This is a genomic window from Flavobacterium album, from assembly GCF_003096035.1.
Classification (GTDB): domain Bacteria; phylum Bacteroidota; class Bacteroidia; order Flavobacteriales; family Flavobacteriaceae; genus Flavobacterium; species Flavobacterium album.
On the sequence record NZ_CP029186.1, the window covers coordinates 2,615,202 to 2,635,008 of the forward strand.

21 protein-coding genes are annotated in these 19,807 nt (G+C 43.8%); 7 read left to right on the plus strand and 14 right to left on the minus strand.

Going from position 1 to position 19,807, the window contains the following annotated elements:
- Positions 1-42: 42 nt before the first annotated feature.
- Positions 43-927 carry an AraC family transcriptional regulator gene (locus tag HYN59_RS11755; RefSeq protein WP_146185929.1) on the minus strand — a complete coding sequence of 295 codons (885 nt, stop codon included), beginning with the start codon at positions 925-927 and terminating at the stop codon, positions 43-45.
- 104 nt (positions 928-1,031) lie between these two features.
- Between HYN59_RS11755 and HYN59_RS11760 the strand changes: the two genes are divergently transcribed.
- Positions 1,032-1,391 carry a DUF983 domain-containing protein gene (locus tag HYN59_RS11760; RefSeq protein WP_108778444.1) on the plus strand — a complete coding sequence of 120 codons (360 nt, stop codon included), beginning with the start codon at positions 1,032-1,034 and terminating at the stop codon, positions 1,389-1,391.
- A 104-nt stretch (positions 1,392-1,495) separates the two neighbouring features.
- Entirely contained in the window at positions 1,496-2,548 is a 1,053-nt protein-coding gene (locus HYN59_RS11765) for a WD40/YVTN/BNR-like repeat-containing protein (RefSeq protein ID WP_108778445.1), read from the plus strand.
- A gap of 167 nt (positions 2,549-2,715) precedes the next feature.
- On the opposite strand, the gene HYN59_RS11770 is transcribed toward HYN59_RS11765, so the two are convergent.
- From HYN59_RS11770 to HYN59_RS11780, 3 genes are read right to left on the minus strand one after another with little or no spacing between them, the layout of a single operon-like run.
- Entirely contained in the window at positions 2,716-3,162 is a 447-nt protein-coding gene (locus HYN59_RS11770) for a sensor of ECF-type sigma factor (RefSeq protein ID WP_342748322.1), read from the minus strand.
- Between the two features lie 8 nt (positions 3,163-3,170).
- A complete protein-coding gene (locus HYN59_RS11775) occupies positions 3,171-3,572 on the minus strand; it encodes a hypothetical protein (RefSeq protein ID WP_108778447.1) in 402 nt (133 codons plus the stop codon).
- A 30-nt stretch (positions 3,573-3,602) separates the two neighbouring features.
- Positions 3,603-4,145 carry an RNA polymerase sigma factor gene (locus HYN59_RS11780; protein WP_108778448.1) on the minus strand — a complete coding sequence of 181 codons (543 nt, stop codon included), beginning with the start codon at positions 4,143-4,145 and terminating at the stop codon, positions 3,603-3,605.
- A 207-nt stretch (positions 4,146-4,352) separates the two neighbouring features.
- On the opposite strand from HYN59_RS11780, the gene HYN59_RS11785 reads away from it, so the two are divergent.
- The 3 genes from HYN59_RS11785 (at position 4,353) to HYN59_RS11795 (ending at position 6,187) form a co-directional block, all read left to right on the plus strand.
- Complete coding sequence (locus HYN59_RS11785; protein WP_108778449.1) at positions 4,353-4,670, plus strand: four-helix bundle copper-binding protein; 318 nt, start codon at positions 4,353-4,355, stop codon at positions 4,668-4,670.
- 72 nt (positions 4,671-4,742) lie between these two features.
- A complete protein-coding gene (locus tag HYN59_RS11790; protein WP_108778450.1) occupies positions 4,743-5,399 on the plus strand; it encodes an HAD family hydrolase in 657 nt (218 codons plus the stop codon).
- Positions 5,400-5,509: 110 nt separating this feature from the next.
- Positions 5,510-6,187, plus strand: coding sequence for an HAD family hydrolase (locus HYN59_RS11795; protein WP_108778451.1), 678 nt, complete (start codon positions 5,510-5,512; stop codon positions 6,185-6,187).
- 32 nt (positions 6,188-6,219) lie between these two features.
- On the opposite strand, the gene HYN59_RS11800 is transcribed toward HYN59_RS11795, so the two are convergent.
- Positions 6,220-7,518, minus strand: coding sequence for a cryptochrome/photolyase family protein (locus tag HYN59_RS11800; RefSeq protein WP_181369429.1), 1,299 nt, complete (start codon positions 7,516-7,518; stop codon positions 6,220-6,222).
- On the minus strand, positions 7,500-7,970 hold the full coding sequence (locus tag HYN59_RS11805; protein ID WP_108778452.1) for an SRPBCC family protein: 471 nt from the start codon (positions 7,968-7,970) through the stop codon (positions 7,500-7,502). Before HYN59_RS11805 ends, HYN59_RS11800 begins: the two co-directional genes overlap by 19 nt.
- A 145-nt stretch (positions 7,971-8,115) precedes the next feature.
- Between HYN59_RS11805 and HYN59_RS11810 the strand changes: the two genes are divergently transcribed.
- Entirely contained in the window at positions 8,116-8,973 is an 858-nt protein-coding gene (locus HYN59_RS11810; protein WP_108778453.1) for a DUF2911 domain-containing protein, read from the plus strand.
- A gap of 103 nt (positions 8,974-9,076) precedes the next feature.
- On the plus strand, positions 9,077-9,526 hold the full coding sequence (locus tag HYN59_RS11815) for a hypothetical protein (protein ID WP_108778454.1): 450 nt from the start codon (positions 9,077-9,079) through the stop codon (positions 9,524-9,526).
- Positions 9,527-9,778: 252 nt separating this feature from the next.
- Here the strand turns inward: HYN59_RS11815 and HYN59_RS11820 are convergent, their stop codons facing one another.
- The 8 genes from HYN59_RS11820 to HYN59_RS11855 form a co-directional block, all read right to left on the minus strand.
- Entirely contained in the window at positions 9,779-11,500 is a 1,722-nt protein-coding gene (locus HYN59_RS11820) for a sodium:solute symporter family protein (protein WP_108778455.1), read from the minus strand.
- A 174-nt stretch (positions 11,501-11,674) separates the two neighbouring features.
- On the minus strand, positions 11,675-14,146 hold the full coding sequence (locus HYN59_RS11825) for a PIG-L family deacetylase (protein WP_108778456.1): 2,472 nt from the start codon (positions 14,144-14,146) through the stop codon (positions 11,675-11,677).
- Between the two features lie 5 nt (positions 14,147-14,151).
- Positions 14,152-14,688, minus strand: coding sequence for a mechanosensitive ion channel domain-containing protein (locus tag HYN59_RS11830; RefSeq protein ID WP_108778457.1), 537 nt, complete (start codon positions 14,686-14,688; stop codon positions 14,152-14,154).
- The gene (locus HYN59_RS11835) at positions 14,689-15,273 is read right to left on the minus strand and encodes a Maf-like protein (RefSeq protein ID WP_108778458.1); all 585 of its coding nucleotides are present in this window, start codon (positions 15,271-15,273) and stop codon (positions 14,689-14,691) included. It abuts the gene before it with no gap.
- The gene (locus HYN59_RS11840) at positions 15,260-16,159 is read right to left on the minus strand and encodes a UbiA family prenyltransferase (RefSeq protein WP_108778459.1); all 900 of its coding nucleotides are present in this window, start codon (positions 16,157-16,159) and stop codon (positions 15,260-15,262) included. The genes HYN59_RS11835 and HYN59_RS11840 overlap by 14 nt, the downstream gene beginning before the upstream one ends.
- Before the next feature lie 108 nt (positions 16,160-16,267).
- A complete protein-coding gene (locus HYN59_RS11845) occupies positions 16,268-16,795 on the minus strand; it encodes a KdsC family phosphatase (protein ID WP_108778460.1) in 528 nt (175 codons plus the stop codon).
- A complete protein-coding gene (locus HYN59_RS11850) occupies positions 16,788-17,543 on the minus strand; it encodes a Rossmann-like and DUF2520 domain-containing protein (protein WP_108778461.1) in 756 nt (251 codons plus the stop codon). Before HYN59_RS11850 ends, HYN59_RS11845 begins: the two co-directional genes overlap by 8 nt.
- A 202-nt stretch (positions 17,544-17,745) precedes the next feature.
- The gene (locus tag HYN59_RS11855) at positions 17,746-19,671 is read right to left on the minus strand and encodes a M1 family metallopeptidase (RefSeq protein WP_108778462.1); all 1,926 of its coding nucleotides are present in this window, start codon (positions 19,669-19,671) and stop codon (positions 17,746-17,748) included.
- Positions 19,672-19,807: the final 136 nt, after the last annotated feature.

Sequence of the window (19,807 nt, forward strand, 5' to 3'; positions counted from 1 at the left end):
ATTTGTGAAAATTCGTGTAATTCGTGGCTAAAAAATTACTTGTTATCTCTTCCCATACCTCCCCAAAAATTCCGAAGGCGTTTCCCCTGTCTTATTTTTAAAAAGCCTTGAAAAATAAGCATAATCCTCATAACCTAAGGAGTGCGCGATTTCATTAAAGCTTTCCCGCTGCAGCACAAGTAGCTTTTTTGCTTCGAGCAATACGCGGTCCATAATCACATCGCCTGCCGTTTTGCCGATGACCGACTGCGTTATCCGGTTCAGGTGCCGGGATGTCATGGCCAATAGCGAGGCATACGCCGAAGGGAGCTTCAGTTCACGGAAGTGCCGTTCTACCAAAGCTTCAAACTCCCTGAATTTTGTGTAGTAGCCATTATGGCTGTCGGTAATGGCAGGGTTCTGCTGCTGGTAAATGCGGGAGCTCTCTGTATACACCAGGTCGATAAGGCTGGTAAGGGCTTCCTTCTTTAGTAGTTTATCATTACTATTTTCCTCAAGTATCCACTTAAATAACCTTTCGATTGTGTTTTCTGCTAAAGCATCGCAATAAATGACAGGCGACTGATGCATGCTGTAAAAGAAAGGGAACCGGTTGATCCGGTTATGCGTATAATACAGGTCGTAAAATTCCTGTGTATGAAAAAAAATGTAACCTTCGGTATCCTCTGAAAGTTCCCAATGGTGTGTCTGACCCGGATTGAGGAAGAAAAGGGTACCGGGCTTAACGGCATAGGTAGTAAAATCAATTTCATGGAAGCCATTGCCTTTAGTAAAAAGCATGGCAAGGTAAAAATCGTGGGAATGTGGCAGTGCGATGTCCTTATGGCGCGTTTGCAGATGCTCCTGCATGGTATTGACATAAAAGTCCTCATGGCTGTGGCTGTCGTGGAACTGTTCAATATGGAGCACAGCTGTTTTCTTCGGCATGTAAACTGTATTGATTATAATAATGTCCGAAAAGTACAAATTTTAGCGTAAATATGCTATTGCACTGTTATGGTTAATAGTCGTAAATTTACCAAAAAAACAATATGTCAGCTTTAGTCGGAATTATAACAGAGAAATGTCCAAAATGTGGTAAAGGAAAGGTATTCAGCTCAAAAGGCAATCCGCTGCTATTCCGGATGCCGAGGATGAATGAGCACTGCCCGGTGTGTAACCACAAGTTCGAGAAAGAGCCAGGTTACTTTTTTGGGTCAATGTTCGTGAGCTATGCGGTAACAGTAGGCGAGATGATCGTGTTTTTCCTGTTGGCACATTTTTTTGTAAAAGAGATCGTAACTATGATCGTGCTAATAGGCATATTATCTGTATTGCTCAGTACCTTTAATTTCAGGCTTTCGCGAATGATATGGATATACCTGCTGGATGGGAAAAACAGGCAGCTTTAAGATTATTGGATCTTTTGACAGTTAGATTGTTCGATCTCCTGAATTATATTGATGAAAGGATTGCGGGGTAAAATTAGTACCTTAGCGTAATAAACCCGATATCCATGAAAAAAAGCCTTTTGATAGTATTATTTGCTACAGCATTATTATCGTGCAAAAAAGAAGAGAAAAAAGACTACGAGCCATCTTTCACTTCTGTGGTAGCAGATACGCTGCTTAATGAAGAAATCAGCATCAGGGCCATTACAATTGACGGCGACAAAGCCTGGTATGCGGGCAGCATGGGCAAATATGGGTGGGTATCGCTCAGTGGCGGGAAAAACTTTAGCGGCGTTATCGCAAAAGATACGCTATTCCCTGAATTCAGGGCGATTGCGCAAACCAAAAATGATGTTTTCATATTGAATGTTGGCACTCCCGCGATGCTCTATAAAATTTCTAAAGACGGCAAAACCAGCAAAGAGGTATATTCCGAAAGCGGGGAGAAGGTGTTTTATGACAGCATGCAATTTTATAATGACAAAGACGGCATTGCGATGGGCGACCCTACAGATGGCTGCCTTTCTGTTATCACCACATCAGACGGCGGCAATACCTGGAAAAAGATCAGTTGCGGCACCATGCCAAAAGTTGCTGAAGGCGAGGCGGCTTTTGCGGCAAGCAATACCAACCTCATTGTTAAGGAGAACAACACCTGGATCGTATCGGGAGGGAAAAAATCAAGGGTATTCTTTTCGCCGGATAAAGGCAAAAGCTGGAAAGTGTATGATACTCCTATAATCCAGGGCACTGAAGCCGATGGAATATACTCAGCCGATTTTTATGATGAAAATACCGGCTTTGCAGTGGGCGGCAATTACGAAAAACCTGAAGCCAACACCGGCAATAAAATAATTACAGAAGACGGCGGTAAGACCTGGGAAAAGATCGCTGACGGCAAAGGGTTTGGATATGCATCCTGTGTGCAGTTTATTCCCGGAAGCAATGGCGATGAGCTTATGACAGCAGGGCCGTCAGGTATCTATTACTCCTATGACCGTGGCGCTACATGGAAAAAGATATTCAACGAAAAGAACTACCACACGCTGCGCTTTGCCGATGCCAAAACGGTTATCCTCGCCGGGCAAAAGAAGATCGTACGATTGAGGTTGAAGTAAATTTTTGCCACGAATTACACGAATTTTCACAAATTAAATTGAAAGGTCAAATTATAGATAGCAGTACTCAATTAGTTAAAATTCGTGTAATTGCGTGGCTAAAAAAATATCAAAAACAAAAAAGGGGCCGAAGCCCCCAGAGTAACTAATACTTATCTAAAATTATTTTATCCTTTTTTATCCTTGTATTTACTAAGGAGCTTTTTATTAAAATCTTCCTCTGCTTTTTTCAATTTAAGTACTCTTGCCGGGCCTAATAAAGGCTTCATGTCGGTTACCAGCTTTTTGCGTAAGTTAAACAACTCCTCATCCGCATCTTCCAGTTGGTCAAGGTAAGACAACGCATCTTTTTCAGACATTTTATCAGGGCCGATCTCATCAATTTTTTTGATGAGCGGGCGCATCTTGTCGTGCTTTATTTTAAATTGCTTCTCTTCATAAGCATTATATATCGGCCAGAATTTTTCCGATTCTTCAGAAGTTAGTTTGAGTTCCGTGGTAAGAAAAGATACCTTAAGCGCTTTTATTTGTGCCCACTTTTCTTTTTTATCCTTGCCGTCCTGGGCAAAAGCCCCAAGGGAAAAGACTAACAATAACGGTAATATCAGCTTCATTTTCATAGTTATTCATTTAGGTCTATAGATTCATCAGAAAGGTATTCTTCAATGGCTTCATCGCTCACAGGGATCGACTGCTCGAGCTCTGCAATGTCCTGCGTATCGAGGTGCTGCATCAGGTCGTAGGAGTTAATATTCGTCTGGTAAGCAAGATAACTTTCAATTGCCTCGTCATCAGGCTGTGGGGTGGAAGTATTCGTTGTAAGGAAAACACCCAGCGTAAGCATTATTATGAATGAGGCCGCAACAGAGAGCCATACCGGCTTTCTTTTATACAACGGTATTACCTTAGCTTCCTGTTGGGGCAGCTGCTGCATGAGCCTTTCGGTAAAGCTGTCAAAATATCCATCGGGGGCTTTATATCCCGATGTTATCTTTGGTTCTTTATCTAATCTGAAATTGTTCATAGCAATAAGACTTATATATTGGTAAAAGGTTTAATGTGTATTGACGTAATCTTCTATTTTTTTCACGGCATGATGGTAGGACGCCTTAAGCGCCCCGACCGATGTGCCCAATATCTCGGATATATCCTCGTATTTCAGTTCTTCAAAATATTTCATCTTAAAGACAAGCTGCTGCTTTTCGGGCAGTGTGGCAACCGCCTGCTGGAGCTTTAGTTGCAACGCATCGCCTTCAAAATAATCATCTGCCTGCAGGTTCTGTATCGCTTTTTGCTGAACTTCTTCACTGCTGATGTTGTTCTTCTTCGCTTTTGATGTAATAAAGGTAATTGCTTCGTTCGTGGCAATGCGGTAGATCCACGAGAACAGCTTGCTTTCGCCCTTAAAGTTCTTCAGGTTCTGGAAAACTTTTATAAAAGTGTTTTGCAGTACGTCGTCCGTATCATCATGGTCATGCACAATAGTACGGATATGGCTGTACAACGGCCTGCTGTATTGCGATACAAGCTGCCTGAACGCAGTATTTTGCGTTGCCAGGTTGAGCAATTCCGTTATAAATGCCTTTTCGTCCTGCAAGTTGGAAACGTTTGTTATTTGACTAAAGTTACGGCAAAAGGTTTAATTGCAAATTCCAAATAACAAATTCCAAGCTCCAAATCTCAAATAACAAAATCCAAATAACAAATATCAAACCGTATATAAATTGGCTAACGTTTAACAGCCTTATAACAGTAGGTGCTTTTTAGAAAAGGTAACTTTGTGATAAACCATAAAGTACTGACTATGAAAAATTCAGCCATGATAGAAGCATGCCTTGCCTGCTTTGCCGCGTGCGAGATGTGCGCCACCGAGTGCATTAAAATGATAAGTGCCGACCACCTTCGTTGCATAGCGCTTTGCCGCGATTGTGCCGAAATTTGTGCGCTGTGTATAAAGCTGGAGCAGCGTGATTCCGAATTCAGCCATGATGTGATGCAGCTTTGCGTTGAAAGTTGTACGGCATGTGCCGCGGAATGCGAAAAGTTCGCAGCCCATCACGACCACTGCAGGGAATGTGCCGAAGTCTGCCGTAAATGTGCGTCGGAATGCCAGGCAGCATAAAATAACGATATCTTAAGTGTTCGGGTTTTATTCTTACAGGTGCATAATGTACTTTTGCATTTTAAGAAGACCATGATAAATACCGTTATTTTCGATATGGACGGGGTGATCGTAGATACCGAACCTGTCCACTATTTTGCCTACCAGCAGCATTTCAAACATTTGGGTGTAGATGTTCCCGATGAAATGTATGCCACCTTTACCGGCAATTCTACTAAAAATGTGTACCAGAAACTGAAGGAGGCTTTTCAATTGCTTGATGAAGTCGATGGTTTGGTAGACTATAAGAGGGAACTTTTCAATAATGCCTTCGACCAGAAAGAGGACCTCGACCTGCTGCCCGGCGTAAAAGACCTGATCGTCGACCTTCACAGCAACGGCATGCAGCTGGTGTTAGCTTCTTCCTCTGCTAAAGTCACTATCGGGAGGGTATTCAGGCGTTTCGACCTGTATCCTTATTTCACGCACATTGTGAGTGGTGAGGATTTTCCAAAATCAAAGCCGCATCCTGCCATTTTTGAAAAGGCTGCTGAACTCTCCGGTTCGCCGAAAGAAGAATGCATCGTAATCGAAGACAGCACCAATGGTATTAAAGCCGCAAAAGCCGCCGATATCTTCTGCATTGGCTACAAAAGCGAGAATGCTGTATTGCAGGAATTGGCGGAAGCCAATATGGTGATCAGTCATTTTAATGAGCTTAACTTTGAAAAGATAAAAAACATCATATAGTTTTTAGTCACAGTTTTCAGGCTACAGTACCCTGCTTGTCAGTTCGAGCGCAGTCGAGAACCATACGTAAGCATCCCGACTGCGCTCGATGTGACAATAAACAAATAAAAATGAAAAAAGCCGTAATATTCGATATGGATGGGGTAGTGGTGAATACTGAGCCAATTGGTTACGGTGCTAACCAGAAGCTATATAAGGCATTGGGCATTACCGTGCCGGATGATGTATATGCCACATTCATAGGGAACTCTGATAAGAATATCATCCAGAAGCTAAAAGACCTTTACCCGATAGAAAAGACACACGAAGAGCTACTGAAAGAAAAATACAAATACTACTTCGAGGCATTTGATAACGCCACCGATCTGGCTTTGCTCCCCGGCGTAAAGGATCTTATTATGAACTTACACAGCAACGGAATGAAACTGCTGTTAGCCTCTTCGGCATCCAAGAGAAAAATAGAAAAGGTATTTACCCGTTTCGGGCTGCATCCTTATTTTGATGCAACCATAAGCGGAGAGGATTTTGAGTTCTCTAAGCCAAATCCTGCTATTTTCCTTGAAGCCGTTGAAAGGTCGGGCTTTACAAAAGAAGAATGTATCATTATTGAGGACAGCACCAACGGCATCAAAGCCGCAAAAGCTGCCGGTGTCTATTGCATTGGTTACAAGAGCGAGCACTCGATGGGGCAGGATACCTCACTGGCCAATAAGGTTATAACTGATTTCAGCGAACTTGATTTCTGGAATATACAGAAATTAGCCCCCCAACCCCCTAGGGGGGAGTAGCAACAGTGGTGCCCCCTTTGGGGGATGGGGGCTTAACTCACAGCTTCCTTATATACCTTCAGTGCCCGTTCCCGCGCTTCTTTATGGTCAACGATTGGGAGGTAATTCATTTCCTGGAATTCCGGTACCCATTGCTTTATATATCGTAGGTCTTTATCGAATTTCTTTATCTGTTCCGAAGGGTTGAATATCCTGAAATAAGGCGCCGCATCCACACCGCCACCCGATGCCCATTGCCAATTGCCTACATTGCTCGACTGTTCATAATCCAGTAGTTTTTGGGCAAAATAAGCCTCGCCGCGCCGCCAGTCAATGAGCAGGTGCTTACATAAAAAGCTTGCCGTTATCATGCGCACACGGTTGTGCATGAAGCCGGTGGCATTCATCTGCCGCATCCCTGCATCTACAATAGGGTAGCCGGTCTTTCCTTCACACCAGGCTTTAAAGTCGGCATCATTATAGAGCCATTTTACATTGTCGTATTTTGGGCGGAAGCTTTTGGTCACGGTTTCGGGGAAATGCCATAAAATCTGCATGAAGAATTCACGCCATATCAGTTCGTTCAGGAAAGTACCGTTGCTGCTCTCCAATGCTTTTTTAACCAATTCACGTATGCTTACCGCACCAAACCGCAAGTAGGGACTTAGCTTTGATGTGCCATCAATTGCCGGAAAATTGCGTGTATCTTCATAATTATCAATCAGCGAATGCGAAATATTGTATGGCGCAGGTTTAATATCTGATTCCGTAAAACCGATATCGTTCAGGCTTAAAAAAGGGTAGGAATGAATGGCGATATTCTCAGCTGTCAGTTTTTCATGATGCTGAACGATAGCCTCTTTTTTGAAACGCTCTTTCCAACGTTTCATGTAAGGGGTATATACCACATAAGGCGAGCCGTCATCTTTTACCACTTCATCCCTTTCAAAGATCACCTGGTCTTTAAAGGTTTTAAGAGCAATGTTTTTAGCCGCCAGCAACTCCTGTATCTCTTTATCCCTTTTAATAGCATACGGCTCGTAGTCGTGATTGGTATAAACCGCCCCTACGTTGTGTTTGGAAACCAGTTCTTCAAACACTGCTTCGGGCTTATCATAAAAGACCGCAAGTGAGCGACCGGACTTTTTGAGTTCCGACTGTATGCCTTCCAAAAGCGACATGATGAACGTCACGCGCGCATCATCCTTTGGCAGCTCATCTAATATTTTCTTATCAAAAATAAAAATAGGCAGCACTTTCCTGCCTGATGCCAGTGCGGCATGGAGTCCGGTGTTATCTTCTGTCCGCAGGTCGCGGCGAAACCAGAATATGTTTATTGCTTCTCCTTCCATTCGCCAAATAACTCAATTAATTTCTTTTCCCTGTATGCGAAAATTTCCTTTAGCTTCGGCCTGACCAGGAAAGGATGCACCAGCCTGCCCAGGAATCCCATCGGGATTTTGTAATGCACAATGTCTTCCATCTCCACGCCACCCGGAATTTCTTTTAAAAAATGCTTGTGGTGCCAGAAGGAGTAGGGGCCGTAGCGCTGCTCGTCTACAAAAAAGCTTTTGTCAACCACATGGGTAATTTCGGTAACCCATTGCAATTTTATGCCCAGTACGGGCGTTACAATATAATGGATGATTTGCCCGGGATACATCGCGCGGTCATCGCCGGAAAGGGTTTTGAATCCCATAGAATCAGGCGTTATCACTGCAAGGTTTTTCGGGTCGGAAATAAAATCCCACGCTTCCTGCAATGATACAGGCAGCTTTTGTTTTGTATGTAGGGTGTATAGCATAGCATCGAAATAATTAATTGGTGAAGTTAGCAATCTGAAGCCATAATTCTTAAAATTTCTATAGGAATTTTAACTTTTTTTAACAGTCGTAAAATCATTAATCACTAATTTCGCAGTTGCAAACATTTAAATAAAATACAGAATCATGAAGAAAATATTTGTTACTGCAGCCCTTGTGCTGGCGTTTATGGTGACCGGACAGGCGCAGATCGTAACGCCGCAGGCCAGCCCGAAAGCAGTTATCGAGCAGAAAGTAGGCCTTACAGATGTTAAAATCGAATATTCCCGCCCGAGTGCAAGGGGAAGGTCGGTTTACGGGGAACTTGTACCATTCGGAAGAATGTGGAGGACAGGCGCTAATGCTAACACGATCATCAGCTTTAGCAATGATGTGGTAATAGCCGGAAAAACGCTTAAGGCAGGCCATTATGCGCTATATACGCAACCAAAAGCGGACAGCTGGGATGTGATCTTCTATAACGATACGAACAACTGGGGCCTTCCTGAAAAATATGATGACAGCAAAGAAGTATTGCGCGCATCGGTTAAACCGGAGTTCCTTTCACGCCCTGTAGAAACGCTTACTATAGGCGTTAACGGACTTGACAATGACTATGCTTTCCTTGAGATCGCGTGGGAAAAAACAATGATAGCGCTTAAATTTGAAGTGCCTACCAAAAAAATGGCCATGCAGAGCATCGATGCAGTGATCAGTGGGCCATCAGCTAACGACCTTTTCTCAGCTGCGCAGTATTACTACCAGTCCAACGGCGACCAGAACAAAGCATTGGTATGGATGAACCAGGCTATTGCCAAGTTCCCTAATTCGGCTGATGTGCCATTCTACTTCCTAAGGCAGAAATCATTGATCCAGGCCAAGCTGGGTGACAAGAAAGGCGCTATTGAAACCGCTAAACTATCGCTTGCTGCATCAGAAAAAGCGGGTAATGCTGATTATGTAAAAATGAACAAAGACTCTATAAACGAGTGGAGCAGAAAATAATTGTTTATCACTATTGTGAGGAACGGCTGCCGGAAGGTGGCCGTTTTTTTTGTATATTTTCATAATTTAGTAGGTTATAAAATAATCATCAAATAAAATAATTATGAAAATAATATACTTCTTATTAATTGTTTTTCTTACAGGATCAAATTATGATGCAATAATAGGTGGACTTTCAAAGAACTATATCTTTTTGTATGATACAATGGGTTCAATTGATTATTTTGAAGCTTTTAATACCAATGAAAAAAAATACCAAGAAGATAAAAAAATGTATCAACAATCGGTAAAAGATTTTTTTGATGCAGATAAAACAATAATAGATTTCTTATTGAAATACGAAACGGATACTCTTTATTATTCTCAATGGATACGAACTCGTAATCCGTACTCGTCGAATTTAAAGAAATATGATCTTATGACAAATTCTGATAATGCTCTGGCACTTATAGATAACTATTTGACTCAAAAAGACAGCATTATTATTACTCCCCATTTTGAAAAAATAAGCTACTCGCGGTTTAAATTTTTTTACGCAAAAAAAAAAATTTAAAGAAAGACGATTTAAAAAAAGCCTATAAAGAATTCCTGGGGAAATTATAACATAATATGCTGGTTACGTGAAAATAAACAAGGACTTCATCAACTAGTGGAGTAGAAAATAATTGTTTATCACTACTGTGAGGAACGGCTGCCGGCAGGTGGCCGTTTTTTATATCAATATATGGTTCTTTTTTGTAGATTAGTGAAATGAAAATTTTCCGGGACGAAGTATTGCAATAAGCGCTTAGATGGCTGCTCCAAATCAAACCGCTGCTAACTCCTGTTGTTTATCCTTATCGCCCATAAACCGCTGTAGCAGCAACCCTAATACTATCGTCAGGGTGGCCCCGATGACATTCAGCCACAAATAGCTGAGTATTTCCAGGTCGTACACGAAGACCTTGTAGATGGCGATCACGATGCACTGGGTTATCAGCGCGCTCCAAAACATGGCTTTGGCACCAATATATTTGATGTAGAAAGCTACCAGGAATACACCAAGCACCGTTCCGTAGAAGATTGACCCGATGATATTCACCAGCTGGATGAGGTTTTCGAACAACGTGCCAAAGCAGGCAAAAAGTATCGCGATAACCCCCCACATGAGCGTGAATAGCTTTGTCATATCGACAAAATGCTTTTCGGGCTTTTCAGTTTTTGCATAGCGTTTATAAATATCTATGGTCGTTGTGGAAGCAAGCGCATTAAGCCCCGATGCCGAGGACGACATAGCCGCCGAAAATATCACAGCCAGCAGCAGCCCCACAAGCCCATGCGGAAGGAAATTCAGTATGAAGTACAGGAAAACATAATCCTTATCGTTGGTTTCTGCGTTCTTATCTACCTTTTTTATAAGGTCTTTTGCCTGGTCGCGAAGGTCTTTTTCCCTGCTGTTGAGGGCTACAAGCTTATTATGAAGTTCTTTATTATCATAATCCTGGTTGAGCTGGTGCACATACAGCAGGCTGATCTCTTCTTTTTCTGCGGCAACATCTTTAAGCTGGCCTTCAAGGCGCTGGTAATCTCCTTTGTATTGCGAACTGTTGATGATCGCCGTATTGTTCGGGTTAAAGTGCAGCGGCGCAGAGTGGAACTGGAAAAATACGAATACCATAACACCTATCAACAGAATGAAGAACTGCATAGGCACCTTCAAAAGGCCGTTCATGATAAGCCCCATCTGGCTTTCGCGAATGGACTTCCCTGAAAGGTAGCGCTGTACCTGCGACTGGTCGGTACCGAAGTAGGCCAGCATTAGGAAGAAACCGCCCGCAATACCGCTCCAAACAGTATAGCGCTCTTCGGGATCGAACGAAAAGTTGAGTATGTCCAGTTTATCATTAGCTCCGGCAATATGAAGCGCGTTTGTAAAACTGAGGTCCTCCGGCAGGTATTCAAGTATCATGTAAAAGGCAAATGCCATCCCGGTCATGATCACGAACATCTGCTGCTTATGCGTAACGTTCACAGCTTTTGTCCCGCCCGAAACGGTATAAATAATCACCAGTACACCAATAACCAGGTTCATCAGGTTCAGGTTCCAGCCCAGCAAAGATGACAGGATGATAGCCGGGGCATATATGGTAAGCCCGGTACCAAGCCCCCTTTGTATCAGGAAAATGACCGATGTAAGCGTCCTTGTCTTTACATCGAAGCGCTGCTCAAGGAATTCGTAAGCCGTGAATACTTTTAATTTATGGAAAATAGGGATGAAGGTAATGCAGATGACCACCATAGCCAATGGCAGCCCGAAATAGAACTGCACGAACCCCATTCCGTCATGGAAAGCCTGCCCCGGTGTGGAAAGGAAGGTAATGGCGCTGGCCTGTGTAGCCATAACCGACAGGCCAACCGTCCACCAAGGGGTTTGGTTGCTGCCTAGTATATATTCTTCGACATTCTTGCTGCCTTTTGTTTTTATTACCCCGTAGGCCACAATAAAGATCAGCGTTGCCGATAGGATGATCCAGTCGTATAACTGCATATCAGGAGAAAATTTGCATTAGGAAATAGAAAAGCAGTATGTAGATCACGTTGAGCAGCAGCACCAGCGAGTAGCTCTTTTTCCATGATGACGGATTATCTTTCATTTGCTATGTTCTATTTATTATGTTTTTAGTTGCGGCCGATAAGGCAATAGTCAATCAAAAATAATCAATTATTTCCCTATGCCAATAATATTCGCCATCAGCCTGTAAGCCCCCGAAACGCCTTCCGGCAATTCGCGGAAAAAGCTCAGCCCGGTATAAATATAGTAACCTTTGCCATACTTTGCTACAAGCAGCCCGCCTTTTTTAGCATCTTCGCCTTTATCATTGGACGAAAGCACCGGTACGAATTCAGGCGCCCACTGGTCAGGGTAGTACAATCCCTGTTCCTGCACCCAGCCCTTAAAGTCTTTCTCGGTGATCTTGTTGGGGTAGTTCAGTACCGGGTTCGATGGGGCAAGGAAGGTCATTTTAGCGTTTTCCTCAGTTACCCTGTCACGTGATAACCGTAGGGCATAGGGCGCCAGGTCTTTTATAACCAATTCTCCCGTTGTGTTATACTGTACTATCATGTTTCCGCCGTTCTTTACATAATCGAACAATATCTGCTGTTTGAAAGCCAGCGCGTCAAGCACATTGTAGGCACGTATTCCCATAACTACGGCATCAAAGCCCTTCAGCGTTTCTGCCGAGATCGCTTCCGGGGTAAGCAATGCCACTTCATAACCCATCTGCCTAAGGCTTTCGGGAACGTTATCGCCCGCACCCATGATGTAGGCTATTTTTTCGCCCCGTATCTTCAGGTCGGCTTTTGTGAATTTCGCTGTAGACGGCATCAACACCTGCTGCGACACAATGTGCGGGTAGTTGATCATGATCTGTTCCCTGTCGAAATCCCTGCCGTTTATAGTTGCAACACTTCTGCCTGTAACCTCGCTTGGTTCTGTAGGAGGTGTGACTTCAAAATCAACCACTGTTTCGCTTCCTTTTCGTGCAAGCTCAAAAGGTATCGATGCAGGGGTAACTTTCCATCCTTCTGGAAGCTCAAACCTCAGGCTGCCCTTGCAATTTTCGATACCCGCTTTTATGCGGATGCTGATGGTCTGCTTTTTATTATTGGTAAATAGTTGCACCTTGTTTAGTATCTTGGTGGTAACAGCAGGGATGATATCCAGCGGCTGGTACACTTCGCCCATTACAGGGTCATTCGATTTATAAACAATCTCCCTTTTAAAAGGGATAGTAGTTGTGCCAATACGCACATTAAAATCCACGAACTGCTCCCTGATAATATCCGGGATGCCTATCTTTTGCAGGTCATCCACACGGTACATACCTGATGTGCCTTTTTCGGTAAGCCAGTAGGGGGAAGTGAAATTACTGTTTTCTGCTATCTTAATATCGATGTCGCCTGCCTGGCCTACATTATTGTCAAGGGGTAATGCAACGTTTCCGGCGCTTGTTATAGATTCCAATGTCATCGGGATACTACTGCGGTTGATGGCTTCCCATTTTAACTTTAAGGTGCTTCCCGGTGTGATGGATTGCTGTTCTGCTACAGCCTCAAGGTACAATCCGCTGCAGGCTGCAATGATGTCCTTCACTTCCTCAAGCTTGATGCGCGACCAGTGCTTGTCGTCCAGCTTACTGATCATCACATACACATTCACAAGCGCCGGTACAGACGCCGAAGGGTTCCTGAAATCAAAATCCTTTAGTATGGCAGCCATGGCATCGCCCACAGGCTTACCACCCTGTACACGGCCCCATGTAGTGTCAATGCCTTCAAAAAGGTTCTGCCTGTTTTTCAGGTCGTCGCCTTTAATTAGCTCAAGGTACTCCATGTCATCACCACGCTGGCCGGTAGAGCCAAATCCCTGCGACCGGTGTTTGCTGCGGCTAAGTGCTGCGATTTCCTGGTTCGATTTTCCAAGCAATGGGAAATAAATGCCCGTCTGTAGGTTGACAAATTTAGATTTATCTGCTTTTTCAAAATTTTCCTTGCTGCCAAAAAACCACCATGATGTGTTGAACAGCAGACGCTTTGGCTGCCATGTTTTTACATACTCTAGTTGTTTCGGCTCATAGCTGGGGTCGGCTGCCAGGTTCCAGGCTTCCTGTGTGAGCATGGCCGAAGACGTGTGGTGCCCGTGTGTGGTGCCCGGCGAACGGTGGTCAAAACGGTTGATGATCACATCCGGCCGGAACTTGCGGATAACCCAAACCATATCCTGCAGCACTTTGGCCTTATCCCAAATTTCCAGTGTCTCATTCGGCATTTTAGAATACCCGAAATCATTCGCACGGCTAAAGAACTGTTCACCGCCATCTATTTTTCGCGCTTCGATAAGTTCCTGTGTACGGATCACGCCAAGTAGTTCGCGTAACTCAAGGCCTATGAGGTTCTGCCCGCCATCACCGCGTGTTAGTGAGAGGTAGCCGGTGCGCGCATGCTCTTTTGTCGCGAGGAAAGAAATGAGCCTTGTATTCTCGTCATCCGGGTGGGCTGCTATATATAAAGCGCTACCGAGAAAATTGAGTTTTTCAAGCTTGTTGTAAATCTCTGCCGACGACGGCTTTTGGGGCTGTGCGAAGCAAAGAGCGTAGGAAAACAATAACAGGTATATAAATGTTTTTTGCATTGTGTTTAATCGTAAAATTCTTTATCCTCTTGTTTTATCGGGACGATGCTCACTCCTTTTTGGAGCAGCAGGCTGTTAGGGTAGGTTATAAGTTCACCGGCACGGGTGCGGAGTATGGTGTGGAACGCCTTAATATCCTCGATCTGGGCTTCTATGGGGAAATCCTTGTCATGCACCCTTATCACATCGCCTATGCGAAATGGAAAAGTGAAGAACAGGATCATTCCCGAAGTTATATTGCTGAGTATGGACCATTGGGCAAAAAAGGCAACACCAATAACTGCGAACGTGGAAGAAAATACTACGTATAGGTCTTGCGAATTTACACCCCATATCGCAATTATCACTACTACGAACAATACCATCATAAAAATATCGATGTACTTCGTGATAAGGTTGGTACGGTGTTCCGAAAGGTGGGCTGTACGGGCATAGCGCTTTGTAAGCCGCTTTATTATCTGGCTCAGTGCAATAAATACTATTACAGTTATAACTGTGCGTAGTATTTCCGTATAATATTCATGATGCTGAAAATCTTTCATTTATGCAAAGTTACTCAAATGCCGGTATACTTTATCAACCGGCATTCCCACTACGTTGGCATACGACCCTTCTATTTTTGCAATAGCTACCAGCCCGATCCATTCCTGGATGCCATAAGAACCTGCTTTATCGAAAGGCTTGTAATTGTCGAGATAGTATTTTATTTCTTCGTCAGACAGTTGGTTGAATGTCACTTTGGTCGTCTCGTGGAATATGTCTTTCTTATCAGTATTTTTTATACATACCGATGTTATGACTTCATGCGTTTTGCCCGAAAGCGATTGCAGCATAGCAAAAGCATCGTCATAGTCCGTTGGCTTGCCCAATGCTTTGCCTTCCAGCCAAACAATTGTATCGCTGGTAATAAGTATCTCGTTATCCGAAAGCGATTCTTCAAGCCCTGCTGCTTTTAGCTCGGCAAGGTAATCGGTTATTTCGGCACCTTTAAGGGTATCAGGGTAAATTTCCTCAACGTCTTTAAGGCGCACTTCAAAATCTACATCCAACTCCCTGAGGAACTGCTGCCTGCGTGGCGAACCTGATGCCAGGACCACTTTATAGTTTTTTAATTTATCCCTGAGCATTGTATTTGATATTGAAGGTTATTACAGCCATCGATATAGCCGTGAAAAGCAGCACGAGCTTAAGCACGACTTCAAGATGCTTAAAATCTTTCTGCGTTTTGGCGCTCCACATTTTTATAATGAAATAGATCATCGGGCCGACGATAAACAAAAGGCCGTATCCCAATGCCCATAAAAGGTCGATAATATACGTGTTGCCATAGTAGGCAAGCATTGCCAAAGGTACGATCGTAAAGCCACATACGGCCTTTATGGTCCTGTCTTTACCCATCACTATAGGGAGCGTTGTTATACCGGAATTGTAGTCGCTGTCGGTATTGGCAAGGTCGTTTACAAAAGTAAGCAGCAGGCTCACCGTAAATGTAAATATGGCATAATCCAGCAATAGGGAAAACAGGGTAGCCAATATCGGCTGGTTATCCGGCGTAAGGATTGGGTAGAGGTTAAAGATACCAATGGCAACAACCGGCAATGCAATACTAAGCGCCACAATTATGTTGCTTATAAGCAGCGTTTGCTTAAGGCTGGTGGCATAAATATAGATGGTTGCTGCTGCAACTCCAAATATGCCTACAAACATAGGTTTGCCCACAAAATTCGCAATATAATATCCAAGGCCTACACCGATAAGGGTAAGCGCTATATAAAGGTTATATCCCTGTGCTTCCGTAAGGCCTGTATCCGGGCGGCCGATTCCCGCTACATTATTCATCAGAAATCCACCCGCAGCAATTAATACACAGGATAACGTCAAAATCGCATATTGCCATCCGTTAAGCGCAGGCATTATCGCTTGCTGCCGGTCAAGGAATCCAAAATAAAAAACAAGCATGGCAAAAGCAAGCAATAGCAGGTCAGGAAGGTTTATGAGTTTTAGTATCTTCATTCTAAGTCAATTCGTGGATTTTATTATTTGTCCGATGTCCGATGTCGGAAGTCCGAAGTCCGATGTTTGGAGCTCAAATTTTGTTATTTGGAATTTGTTATTTGGAATTTAATCATAGCGTGCATTAAAATGCTCCATCCATTTTCCCTGTACTTTCATTACCTGTTCAATTACATCGCGCACGCAGCCGGTACCGCCGTTCCTGTGCGAAATATACCTGCTGATCTCTTTGATCTCCGGTGCCGAGTCCTGCGGGCAGGTTGGCAATCCCACGAGCTGCATCACGTGGTAATCGGGTATGTCGTCACCCATATATAACACCTGCTCGGGCTTTATATTATAAATGTCTGTAAATTCATTAAAGGTTTCTACTTTATTTGGCACGCCGAGGTAAATATCGGTAATTCCAAGATTACGAAGGCGTATACGCACACCCTCGTTCAGCCCGCCGGAAATGATGCATACCGTGTAGCCGTTCTCTACAGCCGCTTTCAGGGCATAACCGTCGCGGATATTCATATTACGGAGCATTTCTCCGGTAGGTGTTACATGTATGGTGCCATCGGTAAGCACGCCGTCCACATCAAAAATAAATGTGGTGATGTTGTTCATTATTTCTTTATAGCTTTCAGCCATTGGTATTCTGTATCGATTGGGTTAGTACTTTATAAATTTCTTTCCTGTTGCCATCTTTCAGGAAATCAAGGTGTTTTTCTATTGTTTTCCCGTCATGCCTTATTGCCGGGCCCGTTTGCGCCTGTGCCGGGGAGAGCGTATTTACCTTATCGGCGGTTTCCATTATCAATTGGTTCAGGATGCTGAATGGTATATCGTTTTCCTCACAAATGCTGCTGCCAAGAGCGTACATGTGATTGGAAAAATTGCTCACAAAAACGGCCGCTACATGCAATGCCTTGCGTTGTTCCGAGCCAATTTTGTGAACCGTGTCAGATAAGGATTTTGCCAATTCTGCCAGAACAGCATAGTCTTTTTCATGTTCACTTTCCAGGCAGAGTGGGACCTTTTTAAAATCGACATCCTTATTTTTAGAGAATGTCTGTAATGGGTAAAATACACCACGTCGGTTTTTGCCGTCTAATTGTTCCAATGACACGCTGCCCGAAGTATGTACCACCAGCCTTCCTTCAAATGGTAACTGAGAAGAAACGTCAGCAATCGCATCATCTGATACTGCAATGATATACATATCGGCTTCGGCAACAGTATCTAATGAAGTTGTAATCTTCTCTTCAGGAAGCAGGTGTGCCAGCTTTTCAGGATGCCTTGCATACACCTGTACCAGCGTTGCCCTGCCTGATCTTACGAAGGCTTTGGCAAGGTGCTGCGCTACATTTCCCGAACCGATAATGACTACTCTTAACATGGTCGCTAAATTATGAAAAAACTTTCAGGTTATCAGAGTGAAGTTTTTAGCCACGAATTACACTAATTTTCACAAATTAAGCTACATGGATTACCTGATTAAAACCGGAACAAGCCAAGACTAATTTAATGAAGCTAAAAATTTGTGAAAATTAGTGTAATTCGTGGCTAAAAAAATAAAAGCGGCTTCGGCCGCTTTCTATTTATTCTTTAACCCATTTGTTATCTTTCAGGTCGATGTCCGGGATAAACCTCTGCGGGTCGATCTCTACGGATTTCAGTTTCTTGTCAGATTTTACAAGGTATTTCCATTCATTTTGGCGCATCCAGGCCTCTACAGGCAGGGTACGCATCTCAATGGTATCATCGTCATAGGTTATCTTGAAGACTACCGGCATTGGGAAATCACCCTTGTTCACGAATTTAATGATTGCCGATCCTGTATCCTGCGTAACGTCAAGAATGCCAAGGTCGATGTTGCCATTCTCTACGAACCATCCCCTCCAGAACCAGTTCAGGTTTTCGCCTGCAGCATTGTCCATCGCGTTGAAGAAGTCGGTAGGCTGCGGGTGCTTAAACGACCAGTTTTTGATATAGCTACGGAAAGCATAGTCAAAACGGTCATGCCCAAGGATGTACTCACGAAGCATGATAAGCCCGGTAGCAGGCTTGTAATAAGCGGTATAACCCAGGTTCATGTTCTTGGCAATGTCCGGGTAGGTGGAAATACTTTCCCTGCTTTTCCATTTAAACCAGTGTACCCTGTTCTGCGCTTTGGCAATATCAGTAGGGTATTCGCCATTATTAAAGGCAAGCGTGCTGTAGTAATTGATAAAGGTGTTGAACCCTTCGTCCATCCATGCGTAACGGCGCTCGTTAGAGCCCACGATCATAGGGAACCAGTTATGGCCAAATTCATGGTCGGTCACGTCCCATAGGCTGGCGCCTGTAGCTCCCGCTTCACAGAACGAAAGCCCCGGATATTCCATACCGCCTGCATTAGATGCAACGTTCACGGCGTTAGGGTAAGGGAATTCAAACCACATTTTTGAGTAATGCTCTATAGCGGCTTTGGTATATTCGGTAGAGCGGCCCCATGCATTGGTGCCTTTTACCTCGGTATTATAAGCAGATTGCGCCATACCTTTTCTTCCGCTCGGGAAGTTGATGCGAGCCGCATCCCACACAAAAGCTTTTGAGGTTGCAAACGCCACGTCGCGTGTATTGGTCATTTTAAAATGCCATGTTGCCTTGCCGCTTTGCATTGGCCTGGTAACGCTGGTGTTGCCCACTTCTTCGGGAGTGATAAGGTAAACAGTTTTATCGCTTTGTTTTGCGTGTTCCCAGCGGGACTGCTGCTGTTTGGTAAGGACTTCTTTGGCATTTACCAATTCGCCCGAACCCACAACAATATGGTCATAAGGCACAGTGATCTTGTAATCGAAGTTGCCATATTCTACATAGAATTCGCCTGCACCAAGGTAAGGTTCTGTATTCCAGCCTACCACATCGTCATACACTGCTGCTCTTGGGTACCATTGCGCTAATGAGTAAATTGTACCTTTAGGAGTATTCAACTGGCCCATACGGTCCATACCCGCCTTCGGTATCTTGAACTCAAAGTTCATGGTAACGGTAGCCTTTGCTTTCGGTTTAAGCGGTTCGTTAAAGAAAACCTGCATCCTTGTGTCGGAAATAAGGTATTTATTCGATGCATCGCCTTTCGTTTTGGAGCTAAGGTTGGTTATGGTAAGCCCTCCATCCGTATCGCCCGAATAGCGGTTGCCGGCAAGGGGAGTGGTGAGCGTTCCGCGGGAATCCGGTGTAAAGCGGTTCTGCTCTACGTACATCCATATATAATCAAGGCTTTGCGGGCTGTTGTTATGGTAGGTCATCGTCATTTTGCCCTTCAGGATGTTGGTTTTGTCATCCAGTTCGGCTTCAATAACATAGTCGGCATTGTTCTGCCAGTAATGGGGGCCCGGCACACCCGATGCTGCACGGTATTCGTTGCCCCTGCGGTACATGACATCGTCAAATTCCGACTGGTTGTTCTTTGTCACTGCTTCCTGTGCGAAGGAAGTTAATCCTGTAAGGCTTAGGAGCAACAGTAATTTAGGTATTCTCATTAAATCTCTAAAGTTTGTATTGGTTAGTAATCAGGTTAAACGTCAAATATACCTAACTTCTGATTAATAATAAAATTATATTTCAGGCCTTATTTTTATCCGTAAAGTAAGGCTTTAAACTGAAGTTTTAAGTATT